Source organism: Streptomyces sp. NBC_01334, from assembly GCF_035983595.1.
GTDB lineage: Bacteria > Actinomycetota > Actinomycetes > Streptomycetales > Streptomycetaceae > Streptomyces > Streptomyces coriariae.
Genome location: NZ_CP130718.1, coordinates 4,102,833 through 4,115,862 on the forward strand (window position 1 = coordinate 4,102,833; position 13,030 = coordinate 4,115,862).

At 71.9% G+C, this 13,030-nt stretch carries 10 protein-coding genes and 1 pseudogene; 1 reads left to right on the forward strand and 10 read right to left on the reverse strand.

Annotated features, from left to right (window positions below):
- Positions 1-23: 23 nt before the first annotated feature.
- Positions 24-1,031 carry a stage II sporulation protein M gene (locus OG736_RS18270; protein WP_327183391.1) on the reverse strand — a complete coding sequence of 336 codons (1,008 nt, stop codon included), beginning with the start codon at positions 1,029-1,031 and terminating at the stop codon, positions 24-26.
- Positions 1,032-1,161: 130 nt separating this feature from the next.
- Here OG736_RS18270 and OG736_RS18275 point away from each other — a divergent pair, with 130 nt between their 5' ends.
- Positions 1,162-2,301, forward strand: coding sequence for an RDD family protein (locus tag OG736_RS18275; RefSeq protein WP_327183392.1), 1,140 nt, complete (start codon positions 1,162-1,164; stop codon positions 2,299-2,301).
- Positions 2,302-2,332: 31 nt separating this feature from the next.
- Here the strand turns inward: OG736_RS18275 and OG736_RS18280 are convergent, their stop codons facing one another.
- From OG736_RS18280 to OG736_RS18320, 9 genes and pseudogenes are all read right to left on the reverse strand, one after another.
- Entirely contained in the window at positions 2,333-2,947 is a 615-nt protein-coding gene (locus OG736_RS18280; RefSeq protein WP_327183393.1) for a hypothetical protein, read from the reverse strand.
- Between the two features lie 194 nt (positions 2,948-3,141).
- A complete protein-coding gene (gene ahcY, locus OG736_RS18285; RefSeq protein WP_327183394.1) occupies positions 3,142-4,599 on the reverse strand; it encodes an adenosylhomocysteinase in 1,458 nt (485 codons plus the stop codon).
- 348 nt (positions 4,600-4,947) lie between these two features.
- A complete protein-coding gene (locus OG736_RS18290) occupies positions 4,948-5,928 on the reverse strand; it encodes a cation diffusion facilitator family transporter (protein ID WP_327183395.1) in 981 nt (326 codons plus the stop codon).
- A 134-nt stretch (positions 5,929-6,062) separates the two neighbouring features.
- Positions 6,063-7,214 (reverse strand): mannose-6-phosphate isomerase, class I, encoded by a 1,152-nt coding sequence (gene manA, locus OG736_RS18295; RefSeq protein ID WP_327183396.1) that lies wholly within the window; start codon positions 7,212-7,214, stop codon positions 6,063-6,065.
- A 122-nt stretch (positions 7,215-7,336) separates the two neighbouring features.
- Complete coding sequence (locus OG736_RS18300) at positions 7,337-8,470, reverse strand: SIS domain-containing protein (protein WP_327183397.1); 1,134 nt, start codon at positions 8,468-8,470, stop codon at positions 7,337-7,339.
- Positions 8,471-8,644: 174 nt separating this feature from the next.
- Entirely contained in the window at positions 8,645-8,815 is a 171-nt protein-coding gene (locus OG736_RS18305; protein WP_078890202.1) for a Trm112 family protein, read from the reverse strand.
- 349 nt (positions 8,816-9,164) lie between these two features.
- A complete protein-coding gene (locus OG736_RS18310; RefSeq protein WP_327183398.1) occupies positions 9,165-10,529 on the reverse strand; it encodes a phosphomannomutase/phosphoglucomutase in 1,365 nt (454 codons plus the stop codon).
- Positions 10,530-10,660: 131 nt separating this feature from the next.
- Positions 10,661-12,284 (reverse strand): annotated as a pseudogene (locus OG736_RS18315) (L-lactate permease).
- A 269-nt stretch (positions 12,285-12,553) separates the two neighbouring features.
- Complete coding sequence (locus OG736_RS18320; RefSeq protein ID WP_020128555.1) at positions 12,554-12,973, reverse strand: DUF3499 domain-containing protein; 420 nt, start codon at positions 12,971-12,973, stop codon at positions 12,554-12,556.
- Between the last annotated feature and the right edge of the window lie 57 nt (positions 12,974-13,030).

The window sequence follows — 13,030 nt, forward strand, 5'->3', positions numbered from 1 at the left end:
AGGCCAGCAGGGCCCTTCGCACATCAGGCGGCCGTCGGCACCTCGGCGCTGCGCTCGGCAGCCTCCAGGTCGCCTGTCTCCCCGTCCCGGGCGGCTCTGCCGCCCAGGACGTAGACGTATACGAGGAAGGCCAGCTCGGCTGTGATGCCGATGGTGATGCGGGCCCATGTCGGTAGGCCCGACGGGGTGACGAAGCCTTCGATGGCGCCGGAGACGAAGAGGACCAGTGCGAGGCCGATCGCCATGCCGACCGCCGCTCGGCCCTCTTCTGCGAGGGCGGCGCGCCGGGTGCGTGGGCCCGGGTCGATGACTGTCCAGCCCAGGCGTAGCCCGGTGCCGGCCGCGACGAAGACCGCGGTCAGCTCGAGCAGGCCATGCGGGAGGACGAGGCCGAGGAAGGTGTCGAGTCGGCCCGCCGAGGACATGAGGCCGGCCCCGATGCCGAGGTTGAGCATGTTCTGGAAGAGGATCCAGAGGACCGGCAGGCCCAGGAAGACGCCCAGGACCAGGCACATCGCGGCCGCCTGGGCGTTGTTCGTCCAGACCTGGGCGGCGAACGCCGCGGCCTGGTGGCTCGAGTAGTACGTCTCGTACAGGCCGCCGGGTCGGGTGAGCTCGCGCAGTTCGTCGGGGGCCGCTATGGAGGACTGGACTTCGGGGTGGGTGCCGATCCACCAGCCCAGGAGGACGGCGACGGCGGTGGACAGGAGTGCCGTGGGCACCCACCAGTGGCGTGACCTGTAGACCGCGGCGGGAAAGCCCTGCGTGAGGAAGCGCGTCACGTCGCGCCAAGAGGCGCGACGGGTTCCTGTCACCGCGCTGCGCGCGCGTGCCACGAGTTGGGTGAGCCGGCCGGTGAGCTGTGGGTCGGGCGCGCTGGACTGGATCAGGGACAGATGGGTGGCGGTGCGCTGGTAGAGGGTGACGAGTTCGTCGGTCTCGGCGCCGGTGAGGCTGCGCTGGCGGCGCAGGAGGGCGTCGAGACGGTCCCATTCGGCTCGGTGGGCGGAGACGAAGACGTCGAGGTCCATCGGTGTGCCTGCTCCTCGGCTGTTCGTCGGCGGCCGGTGATGGATGTCAGCTTGTCGTACTGCGGCGCGATGTGCCCTCAGCTTGGCAGACTGGCCGTTCTCGGGGCGGGCCAGGGAAGGGACGACGGGCGTGAGTGAGCTGGTGACGGGTGAGGCCGTGGCGTTGGAGCTGCGCCCTGCCAGGCTGCCCAGCCGAGCGTTGGCCACGCTGCTGGACCTGACCGTGGCCTTCGTGGTCTACGTCGTCGTGAGCATCGGTCTGGTGGCGGCGACGGCTTCCCTGGACGAGGCGGCTCAGATCGCGCTGTCGATCGCGACGTTTCTGCTGGTGCTGGTGGGTGGGCCGATCGCGGTGGAGACGCTCAGCCATGGGCGGTCGCTCGGGAAGACGGCGTGCGGGCTGCGGGTGGTGCGGGACGACGGTGGGCCGATCCGGTTCCGGCACGCGTTGGTGCGGGGCGCGCTCGGTGTGGTGGAGATTCTGCTGACGATCGGGGTGGTGGCCTGTATCGCCTCGCTCGTGTCGGCGCGGGGGCGCCGGCTCGGGGATGTCTTCGCCGGGACGCTGGTGGTGCGGGAGCGCGTGCCCGTGGCGCGGTCCGGTTTCGCGCCGCCGCCTCCGCCTTGGCTGGCGGGCCGGTTCCAGGCGGTTGATCTTTCGTCGGTGCCGGACGGCCTGTGGCTGGCGGTCCGCCAGTACCTGGGGCGGATGAACCAGCTGGATCCGCAGGTCGGCTGGGCCATGGCGGAGCGCCTGGCCGGAGATCTCGCCTCGCGTACGGGGACGCCGGTACCGCAAGGGGTGCCGGCGGCCGCCTATCTTGCGGCGGTGGTGCAGGAGCGGCAGGTCCGGGAGGCACGGAGGGCCTTCGGGAACGGTCCGGTCGCGGGGTGGCCCGCCGGTCAGGGTGGGGCCGGAAGTGTGGGCGGTGCGCCCGGGGCCTACGGGCCGCCCACGCCATACGGGCCGCCCACGCCGTACGGGCCGCCCACGCCGTACGGGCCGCCCGCTCCGTACGGGCCGCCCACGCCGTACGGGCCGACGCCGCCGTACAGGCCGACACCGCCGATGCCTTACGCGCCGCCGGTGTCGTACGCGCCGCCGTACGGGTCGCCTGTGGCGGCGTACGGGCCTGTTGCGGGGCAGTCGTCTGCTGCGGCTGCCGGCGTTCCGTCGGCGGATGGGGGACGGCCCGGGGGGCCGCCTGTGGAGGAGTCGCCCGACGAGCCGTCGCAGGGGCCGTCCACCGGGTTCGCGCCGCCGGCGTAGCCCGTCCGGGACGGCGCCGTCCGGGGTGGCTTCAGTCGAAGGCCGACGGGGGCGTTTCGAGGTCTTCCAGTTCGATGCCTGGGGCGGCGAGGACGACGTCCCCGGCGATGTGCACCACGTGCTGTTCCCCGGTGTCCAGGGCTGTGACCTGGTATTCGTCCACGGTCAGGGGGCCGTTGTCAGTGGCGTGTGTTTCTGTTCTCAGCAAGGCCCAGGACTGGTCCACGGTGCGCGGGGCGAGGACCGGATCGGTGAAGGCCACGAGGCGTACTCGGGTTGCCGAGGAAGAGGGGGTGAGGCGTAGGAGCCTGCTGGTGGCGATGAGGAATGCGGGGGACGTGCCGGTGAAGGCGTGGGCGGGGACATTGCCTTCCGTGGCCTGTGTGCCGGTGGGGTCGGTGCGGACCCAGGTGACGCCGTCGAGGGCCGCGCCGCGGACCTGCCAGCTGCTCGCGTGGAGTTCGAGGCGGAGGGGGCGGCCGAGGTCGTCGAGGGTGAGGTCGACCGAGCCGGTGTGCTCGCCGGTGGGGGTGGTCAGTCGGGAGACGTAGCGCCAGCCGGAGGGGCCGGGGGCGCATTGGAAGTGCTCGTGTGCGAGGGGGGTGTGATCGTGCGGATCGTGGAGCGAATATCGGCCGCGGGGCATCGGGGTCCTGGGGTGTGACGAGCCGGTCGGGTCCGTCTCGACGGGTCGGCCAGGCAGGCTGACGGCCGGTCCGGCCGTGGGCCGAAGGGGCAGGCCCCCGGCACGGGGGTGCGGGGGCCTGCCTCGGAGGACCTACCTGGTGCTGAGAAGCGCGTCAGTGCACGGACGCGCTTTCAGCGGGTGGGGCTGCGGACTCAGTAGCGGTAGTGGTCCGACTTGTAGGGGCCCTCGACCTCGACACCGATGTACGAGGCCTGCTCGGGGCGCAGGGTGGTCAGCTTGACGCCGAGGGCGTCCAGGTGGAGACGGGCGACCTTCTCGTCGAGGTGCTTGGGCAGTACGTGGACGTCGACCGGGTACTGGTCGGGCTTGGTGAACAGCTCGATCTGGGCCAGGGTCTGGTCCGCGAAGGAGTTGGACATCACGAACGACGGGTGACCGGTGGCGTTGCCCAGGTTCAGCAGGCGGCCCTCCGACAGCACGATGAGGACCTTGCCGTCGGGGAACTTCCAGGTGTGGACCTGCGGCTTGACCTCGTCCTTGACGATGCCCGGGATCTTCGCCAGGCCGGCCATGTCGATCTCGTTGTCGAAGTGACCGATGTTCCCGACGATCGCCTGGTGCTTCATCCTGGCCATGTCGGCGGCCATGATGATGTCCTTGTTGCCGGTCGTGGTGACGAAGATGTCGGCCGTCTCGACGACCTCGTCCAGCGTGGTCACCTGGTAGCCGTCCATCGCCGCCTGCAGCGCGCAGATCGGGTCGATCTCGGTGACGATGACCCGGGCGCCCTGCCCGCGCAGCGACTCCGCACAGCCCTTGCCGACGTCGCCGTAGCCGAAGACGACCGCGGTCTTGCCGCCGATCAGGACATCGGTGGCACGGTTGATGCCGTCGATCAGGGAGTGCCGGCAGCCGTACTTGTTGTCGAACTTCGACTTCGTGACCGCGTCGTTGACGTTGATCGCCGGGAACAGCAGGCTGCCGTCACGGTGCATCTCGTACAGACGGTGGACACCCGTCGTGGTCTCCTCGGTCACACCGCGGATCTCCGACGCGAGCTGCGTCCACTTCTGCGAACCCTCGGTGATCGTGCGGTTCAGGAGCTCGAGGACGACCCGGTGCTCGTCGTTCTCCGCCGTGTCGGCCGGGGGAACCTTGCCGGCCTTCTCGTACTCGACGCCCTTGTGGACCAGGAGCGTGGCGTCACCGCCGTCGTCGAGGATCATGTTCGGGCCGCCGGTGGGGCTGTTCGGCCAGGTCAGCGCCTGCTCCGTGCACCACCAGTACTCCTCCAGCGTCTCGCCCTTCCAGGCGAAGACCGGGACGCCCTGCGGGTCGTCGGGCGTGCCGTTCGGGCCCACCGCGATCGCGGCGGCCGCGTGGTCCTGGGTGGAGAAGATGTTGCAGGACACCCAGCGGACCTCGGCGCCCAGGGCGACCAGGGTCTCGATCAGCACGGCGGTCTGCACGGTCATGTGCAGCGAGCCCATGATCCGGGCGCCGGCCAGCGGCTGGGTGGCGGCGAATTCCTTGCGGATCGCCATCAGGCCGGGCATCTCGTGCTCGGCGAGGGTGATCTCCTTGCGGCCGAAGGCGGCCAGGGAGAGATCGGCGACCTTGAAGTCCTGTCGGTTGTCGACAGTCGTCATGGTGAGCTGCTCCTCGGGGTTTTGGTCGAGAGAGTGGGTACGGCTGGTCTGCGCGGCGGCGGACACAGGGGTGCCCGATGAAGGGCATGGGCATGCCCGGGTGCGCGCAGCGCAGTCCGTCGGAGGCCCTCTCTCCCTCGGACGGTCCGCACTGGGACCGCCCGACCGCCATCAGCAGCGACGTCTGGCTCCGTTCCAAGCTACACCGGAGTGGCCGGGCGGCCCCAGTCCACCTCCGATCAGATCGAGCCGATCACGATCAGAAATGGACTGGGTCGAAGGGAGATGAGGGGTGGAACGGCGACAGGGCCCGCCTGGTGTGGGCGGGCCCTGTCGGGGTGGTGCGGGTCAGTGCTCGGTCGGGTGCTGGGCGGGGCCGCCCGGGGTCGCCTCGCGGTCGGAGCCCTTGACGGCCTCGGCCTCGCTGTAGATGTCGGGCTCGAGGTAGATGACGCGGGCGATGGGAACCGCGGTGCGGATGCGGGCCTCGGCGGCGTTGATGGCGGTGGCGACCTGGGAGGCCGTGTCGTCGTGCTGCACGGCGATCTTGGCGGCGACCAGGAGTTCCTCGGGGCCGAGGTGGAGGGTGCGCATGTGGATGACGCGGGTGACGGTGTCGCCGTCGACGACCGCCGCCTCGATCTTCCGGAGGTCTTCGGAGGTCGCGGCCTCGCCGAGCAGGAGGGACTTGGTCTCGGCGGCCAGGACGAGCGCGATGAGAACGAGGAGGACACCGATGCAGAGCGTGCCGATGCCGTCCCAGACGCCGTCGTCGGTGAGCAGCGCCAGGCCGACGCCGCCGAGCGCGAGGATCAGGCCGACGAGGGCGCCGAGGTCCTCCAGGAGGACGACCGGGAGCTCGGGGGCCTTGGCGCGGCGGACGAACTCCGTCCAGGAGTGCTCGCCCCGCAGGGGGTTGGACTCCTTGATGGCGGTGCGGAAGGAGAAGCCCTCGGCGATGATCGCGAAGACGAGGACTCCGACGGGCCAGTACCAGTGCTCGATCTGGTGCGGGTGCTTGATCTTCTCGTAGCCCTCGTAGATGGCGAACATGCCGCCGACCGAGAAGAGGACGATGGAGACGAGGAAGGCGTAGATGTAGCGCTCGCGGCCGTAGCCGAAGGGGTGTTGCGGGGTGGCCTCGCGCTGGGCCTTCTTGCCGCCCACGAGGAGCAGGGCCTGGTTGCCGGAGTCGGCGAGCGAGTGCACGCCTTCGGCCAGCATCGACGACGAGCCGCTGAACGCGAACGCCACGAACTTCGATGCCGCGATCGCGAGGTTGGCCCCCAGTGCCGCCACGATCGCCTTGGTGCCGCCTGACGCGCTCATTTTTTCGCGTTGTCCCTTCGCCTACGTGCGTACGCCGTGCAGGGCGGGGCCGACTTGGCTTTGCCCGTCCTTTGCCGGGGGGCCATTCTTGCAGCCTTGTTCGGCAGCGGTGCGTCAGGTCGTCACGACAGGAGTCATACGACGACCGTGGCCCGGAAGACCGTACCCGCCCCCGCCACTTCGGCCTTGTGCCCCGCGGGGACGAAGACAGACGTGCCGGGCGTCAGCGCGTGCTCGCCCGCTCGGACGGTGCCCGCGGTGCAGAGCAGGATCTGCGGGGTGGGGAGGGTGAGGTCGTGGGCGGTGGCGCCCGGGGAGAGGACGTAGCGCGACAGGCGGAACTCGTCGATGGGGGTGTCGTAGACCTCTTCGCCGTCCGGGGCGGCTTCGGGGCGCAGGACGCCGGGGTCCGCGGGCTCGAAGCGGACGATGCGCAGCAGTTCGGGGACGTCGACGTGCTTGGGGGTGAGGCCGCAGCGCAGGACGTTGTCGGAGTTGGCCATGATCTCGACGCCCAGGCCGTCGAGGTAGGCGTGCGGGATGCCGGCGCCGAGGAACAGGGCCTCGCCGGGCTGGAGTCGGACGTGGTTCAGCAGCATCGCGGCGATGACGCCGGGGTCGCCGGGGTAGTGGTGGGCGATGCCGGCGTAAGGGGCGTAGTCGCCGCCGAGGCGGTCGCAGGCGGCCGCCGCCTGGGCGACGGTGTGGGCCATCTCCTCACGGTCGGCGGTGAGGATCGCGGTGAGGACCTCGCGCAGGGCGGCTTCCTCCGGCTGGGCGTGCAGGAGGTCGACGTACGGCTTGAGGGAGTCGACGCCGAGGCCGTCCAGCAGGTCGGCCGCGTGTGCGGGGGCGCGGAAGCCGCACAGGCCGTCGAACTCGGTGAGGGCGCAGATGAGTTCGGGCTTGTGGTTGGCGTCCTTGTAGTTGCGGTGCGGTGCGTCGACGGGGATGCCGCGGCGCTCCTCGTCCTCGTATCCCTCTTTGGCCTGTTCCAGGTCGGGGTGGACCTGGAGGGAGAGGGGGGCGCCGGCGGCGAGAATCTTGAGGAGGAAGGGGAGGCGGGGGCCGAACTTGGTGACCGTCGCCGCGCCGAGTTCCTGCTGCGGATCAGCCTCGATGATCTCGACGAGGGTGCCTCGGTCGGTGCGTGAGGGTGCGCCCGGGTGGGCGCCCATCCACATCTCGGCCTGCGGTTCGCCGGTCGGCTCGGTGCCGAGCAGGTGCGGGATCGCGGTGGGGGAACCCCAGGCGTAGGGGCGGATGGTGTTGTCGAGGCGGTCCATGCGGTTCTCTCTGCCTGCCGGTCTGCCGGTCTGTCGGTCTTCTGCCGTCTGTCGCCTGTCGTGCGCCGTCTGCTGCTGTCCGCCGTCTGGGGTCTGGTGCTTGGGTGACGGACGGGGTCGGGTCAGGCTCCTGAGGCGAGGGCCAGGTAGACAGCGGCGAAATCCGTGGTGGCGATCAGTTCGGCGAGGGTGACGAGTTCGTCGCCTGCTTCGGGCTCGAGTTCGCTGATCGGCGTGTCGTGGCTGAGGGCCAGTTCACGGGCGGCCGAGGCGGCGGTGAGGCCGCCGATCGGACGGTCGCGCAGCAGCACCACGCGCGCGTGCAGCGCGGGCGCTTCCTCGACGCGGTCGCGGAAGAAGTCCTCCGGGTCGGCGCTGGCGGCGAGGGGGCCGGCGAGGATCGCGTTGTGTTCGGCGAGGGCCTGGGGGAGTTCGGCCACCAGGGCGGGGCGGCCGGCGAGTTCGGCGAGGGCGGCGGCGAAGCGGCGGCCCGCGGGGCCGGCCGAGGTGCCTTCGGTCCAGATCACCGGGAGGGAGTCGGCGAGTTCGCCGGCCAGGGTCTTCGCCGGGTTGCTGTAGGTCGCGACGGCGGGGCCGCAGCGTTCGGCGACCTGGTCGAGCCGGTCGGCGACCCGTTCGAGCTCCTCGGGCGGGGCGGAGAGCAGGGCGACGCGGTCGAGGAGGGCGAGGAGGGGGGTGAGGAGGGCCCAGAGGATGCCGGGGGCGGAGGCCGCGTCCGGCACTCCCTCGTCCTGTTCGTACGGTGCGGTCGCGAGCGGCACGAACAGTCCGTGGGCGGCACCGGCCGCTTCGGTGAGCGGGGAGTCGGCGGGGGCCACGGCGGCGACCGTGCAGCCGCGGCGGTAGGCCTGTTCGGCGAGGAGGGAGAGGCCGGGCTCGCTGCCGTCGGGGGTGGCGATGAGGAGAAGGTCCACGGAGCCCGCCCAGCCGGGGAGTTCCCAGCGCAGGGCGCCTGCGGCGGGGGCGACGCCGGTGGGTGTCAGGCGGATGACGGGGCAGGCGGCGCCGGCGAGCGTGCCGAGGAGGTCGGCGACGCAGGTGGCCGCCGCGCCGGGGCCCGCGATGAGGATCGCGCGGGGGCGGCCGTCCGGCTGGAGGTCGTGGACGCCGGCCTCGGCCGCGTACCGGGCGGCGGTGCGGACGCGGGCGCCGGCTTCGGCCGCGCCGCGCAGGAGTGCCCGGTGATCGGCCTCGGTCAGGGCCTCCGGCGTGTCGAGCAGCGAGTCGTCGAGCATGTCGGCAGTCTCCGATCGCCTGGGGCGTCGTCGGTTTGCGGGGCCGGGGATGTGGCGGGGCGTCGCCCGGGAGGCGTGGTGCTCGGCGCGGTGCGCGGCCGGGCGCCGGGGTGCTCGGGCCGGGGACGGCAGCGGGCCGGGGACGGCAGCGGGGTGCGGTCGCGCGGCGCGCTGTTACGCGGGGTGGCGGGCCTCGTCGACGAGGAGGACGGGGATGCCGTCCCGGACGGGGTATGCCAGGCCGCAGTCCTGGCCCGTGCAGATCAGCTCCGTGTCCTGCTCCTCGAGAGGGGAGTGGCAGGCGGGGCAGGCGAGGATCTCCAGGAGGCCGGCTTCGAGCGGCATGGGGTGTCCCTTCGGGGTGTGCGGATGTGCCTGGTCAGGGTACCGCTGGTGGGGTTGGGGCGTGGGGGTTGGGCGGGACGGGGTGGGGTGGGAGGGGGCGCGCGTGGGACGGGGCTGGTGGTCGGCGCGTCGGGGGGCGTCGAGGGTTCGCCCCCGCCGCCCTTGCCCGTTCCCACCCCCAGGGGCTTCACCCCTTCGACCCTCTGGATACTTCGTCCCTGCTTGCCCTTTTCACCCCTGCCGTGTGCTGCCCCCTCGAACCCCTGCGGGGGCGTTGCGAGGCCATGCGGGACCTGCCGGGCCTGCGGGACCCGCGGGACGTGCCGAGCCTGCGGGGCCTGCGGGGCCTTCAGGCTCGGATGATGGTCAGTGCCTCGTCGCGGATCTTGGCCATCGTCGATTCGTCGCGCGCTTCCGCGTTGAGGCGGAGGAGCGGCTCCGTGTTGGAGGGGCGGACGTTGAACCACCAGTCGGTGGAGGTGACGGTCAGGCCGTCGAGTTCGTCCAGGGTGACGTCCTCGCGGTCGCCGTAGGCCGCCTTGATCGCGGCGATGCGGTCGGCCTGGTCGGCGACCGTGGAGTTGATCTCGCCGGAGCCGGTGTAGCGGTCGTACTCCGCGACCAGGGAGGAGAGTGGGCCGTCCTGGCCGCCGAGGGCCGCGAGGACGTGGAGGCCGGCCAGCATGCCCGTGTCGGCGTTCCAGAAGTCCTTGAAGTAGTAGTGCGCGGAGTGCTCGCCGCCGAAGATCGCGCCGGAGCGGGCCATCTCCGCCTTGATGAAGGAGTGGCCGACGCGGGTGCGGACGGGGGTGCCGCCGTTCTCCCTCACCACCTCGGGCACGCTCCAGGAGGTGATCAGGTTGTGGATGATCGTGCCCTGGCCGCCGTTGCGGGCGAGCTCGCGGGCGGCCACCAGGGCAGTGATCGCGGACGGCGGGACCGGCTCGCCCCGCTCGTCGACGACGAAGCAGCGGTCGGCGTCGCCGTCGAAGGCGAGGCCGAGGTCGGCGGACTCCTCGCGGACGCGCTTCTGGAGGTCCACGAGGTTCGCCGGGTCCAGCGGGTTGGCCTCGTGGTTGGGGAAGGTGCCGTCCAGCTCGAAGTACATGGGGACGAGCGTCAGGGGCAGGCCGTCGAAGACCGTGGGGACGGTGTGGCCGCCCATGCCGTTGCCCGCGTCGACCACGACCTTCAGGGGGCGGACGGAGGTCAGGTCGACGAGTGCGCGGAGGTGTGCCGCGTAGTCCTTCAACGTGTCGGCGGTGGTGATGGTTCCCGGGGTCGGGGCCGGCGCGGGGGCGCCCGAGTCCGTCCAGCGTTCCACCAGTTCGCGGATCTCCGTCAGGCCCGTGTCCTGGCCGACCGGGGCGGCGCCCGCGCGGCACAGCTTGATGCCGTTGTACCGGGCCGGGTTGTGCGAGGCCGTGAACATGGCGCCGGGCAGGTCCAGTGCGCCCGAGGCGTAGTACAGCTGGTCCGTCGAGCAGAGGCCGATCTCGGTGACGTGTACGCCCAGGGCCGCCGCCCCGCGCGCGAAGGCGCCGGTCAGGGCGGGCGAGGAGGGGCGCATGTCGTGGCCGACGACGATCGCCTCGGCGCCGGTCACCCGGGCGAAGGCCGCACCGAACAGCTCGGCCAGCGACTCGTCCCACTGGTCCGGGACCACCCCGCGTACGTCGTACGCCTTCACGATCTGTGACAGATCAGCAGCCACGGCCAGCCTTCCTGGAGTCTGTAGGTCACCACAAACTACCCGGGCCGGTTCACCGCCCGCGGTGGGGCCGCCGAGTCGACCCACAGACGTAACCGTGCCGCCATGGTCCGCCGTCGTCCGAGGTGGGGCCGCTAGGGGAGCATCCAGTCCGGCACGGGTGAGCTCTGGCCGACCACGATGAGGCACATCACCAGGAGCAGTCCGAGGCTCCACGGGAGCACCTTGCGCAGCAGGTCGCCCTCCCGGCCCGCGAGGCCGACGGCGGCGCAGGCGATGGTGAGGTTCTGCGGCGAGATCATCTTGCCGAGGACGCCGCCGGAGCTGTTGGCGGCGGCCAGCAGCTCCGGGGACAGACCGGACTCGCGGGCCGCGGTGACCTGGAGGGCGCCGAAGAGCGCGTTGGCGGAGGTGTCCGAGCCGGAGACGGCGACGCCGAACCAGCCCAGCGCCGGAGAGAGGAAGGCGAGGCCCGCGCCGGCGGCCGCCACGAAGTGGCCGATCGTGGCGGCCTGTCCGGAGAGGTTCATGACGTGGGCGAGGGCCAGGACGGAGGTCACGGTGAGGATGGCGTGGCGTACCTCAACTCGTGCACCGTCGCGGCCCATTCCCTGAGCGCCACGCGCGCGTGGACGCCGAGTACGGCCGCGGTGCCGATCCCGGCCAGCAGGACGAGGGTGCCGCCCGTCGAGACGACCGGCCAGGTGAAGAGGTTGCCGCCGACCGGGTTCCCGTCCGGTTCCACCACGTCGAGGAAGGGCCAGTCGTAGCTCCGGGTGGTCTGCGCGAGCCGGTCCTTGAGCGCCGGGATCTGGGCCACGGAGAAGATGACGACGATCAGTGCGTAGGTGGGCCGTAGGCGCGCACGGCCTCGGCGCGTGGGTCCGGTTCGTCCGACTCCTCGCTGCGGGTGCCCGTCAGTACCGACGCGCGCACCGCTTCGGGGGCGGGCACGCGCGTGTGCGGTACGGCGGCCAGTGCCGCGGCGCCCGCCAAGGCGGCGCCGATGTCGGCGAGTTGCGCGGAGGCGTGGTTGGCGGCGGCGAACTGGGCGACGGCGAAGGCGGTTCCGCAGGCCAGGGCGGGAACCCAGGTATCGCGCAGGCCGCGTCGGCCGTCCACCAGGCCGACCAGGACGAGCGGTACGACGAGGGCGAGCAGCGGCGTCTGGCGGCCCACCACCGAGGCCACGGTGTCCAGTGGAAGGCCGGTGACCTGGGCCAGCGTCACGACGGGGGTGCCCATGGCGCCGAAGGCGATGGGCGCGGTGTTGGCGACGAGGGCGACCACCGCCGCGCGGACGGGGTCGAAGCCCAGGGCGACGAGCATGACCGAGCAGATCGCGACCGGGGCGCCGAATCCGGCGAGCGCCTCCAGGAGGGCGCCGAAGCAGAAGGCGGCGACGAGGACCTGGATGCGCGGGTCGTCGGAGAGGCGCCCGAAGGAGCGGCGCAGGACGTCGAAGTGCCGCGTGCGGACGGTCATCCGGTGCACCCACAGGGCGTTGACGACGATCCACAGGATGGGGAAGAGGCCGAAGGCGGCTCCCTGGGCGGCGCCGGAGAGCGCCTGCCCCACGGGCATGCCGTACGCGAGGCAGGCGACGAGGGCGGCGGCCAGCAGGCCCGCCAGGCCCGCCAGATGGGCCTTGAGGCGGACGCCGCCGAGCAGGACGAGGACGATCACCAGGGGCGGGGCCGCGACGAGGGCGGACAGGCCGAGCGAGTCGGCGACGGGTTGCAGTTCCTGGACGTACACGGGCGTCCCCCGGTCCCGATCACGCTTCCGGTCGCTTTTCCGGTCCCGCGCTTCCGATCACACCGGCGTTCACGTGGGCGATCACGAGGGCGGTCGCGCTTCCGGCCGTCCCGCCGGTCGCGGGGTCGGTCGCGGTCACGCTTCCGGACGCGATTCCGTCATGCGGAAAGCGATTTCTCGTTCTTCGACTGAACGGAACGGTCGTGTCCGCGACAACGGCGCGTCAATGGGTGTGCGCCGGTCCGTGCGGGCGAGGGGAGGAAACCGGCTCAGTTGTCCGGCGAGCGCAGCACCCGCAGGTGGCCGCGGCGCGCGACCTCCATCGGGTCGATCGCGCGGCCGCCGCCGGCCCCGGCCGCGCGTCCCTGCGGGCGGGCCGCCTCACGAACGGCGTTGGCAAGCGCTTCCAGGTCGTCACCACTGGGGCGCGCGGGAGCCGAACCGTCGAGGAGCCGGACGACCTCCCACCCGCGCGGGGCGGTGAGGCGCTCGGAATGCTCGGCGCACAGGTCGTAGCAGTGGGGTTCGGCGTAGGTCGCGAGCGGGCCGAGGACCGCGGTCGAGTCGGCGTAGACGTACGTCAGCGTCGCGACGGCGGGTCGGCCGCAGGCAGTTCGCGAACAGCGACGTACAGGGCTCACGACGTTGGACGGTACCGCACTCTTGAGCGGGCCGCGACGACTCTCCACCAGGTCACTCCACCGTGTCGTGTTGTGAAACGCCCCACGCGCTTCTCCAGTCATACC

Bases quoted from the DNA above. Each gene is read 5' to 3' on its own strand.
- OG736_RS18290 (WP_327183395.1), bottom strand. From the start codon at position 5,928: ATGAGCGCGTCAGGCGGCACCAAGGCGATCGTGGCGGCACTGGGGGCC.
- OG736_RS18270 (WP_327183391.1), bottom strand. From the start codon at position 1,031: ATGGACCTCGACGTCTTCGTCTCCGCCCACCGAGCCGAATGGGACCGT.
- manA (WP_327183396.1), bottom strand. From the start codon at position 7,214: ATGGACCGCCTCGACAACACCATCCGCCCCTACGCCTGGGGTTCCCCC.
- ahcY (WP_327183394.1), bottom strand. From the start codon at position 4,599: ATGACGACTGTCGACAACCGACAGGACTTCAAGGTCGCCGATCTCTCC.
- OG736_RS18300 (WP_327183397.1), bottom strand. From the start codon at position 8,470: ATGCTCGACGACTCGCTGCTCGACACGCCGGAGGCCCTGACCGAGGCC.
- OG736_RS18280 (WP_327183393.1), bottom strand. From the start codon at position 2,947: ATGCCCCGCGGCCGATATTCGCTCCACGATCCGCACGATCACACCCCC.
- OG736_RS18305 (WP_078890202.1), bottom strand. From the start codon at position 8,815: ATGCCGCTCGAAGCCGGCCTCCTGGAGATCCTCGCCTGCCCCGCCTGC.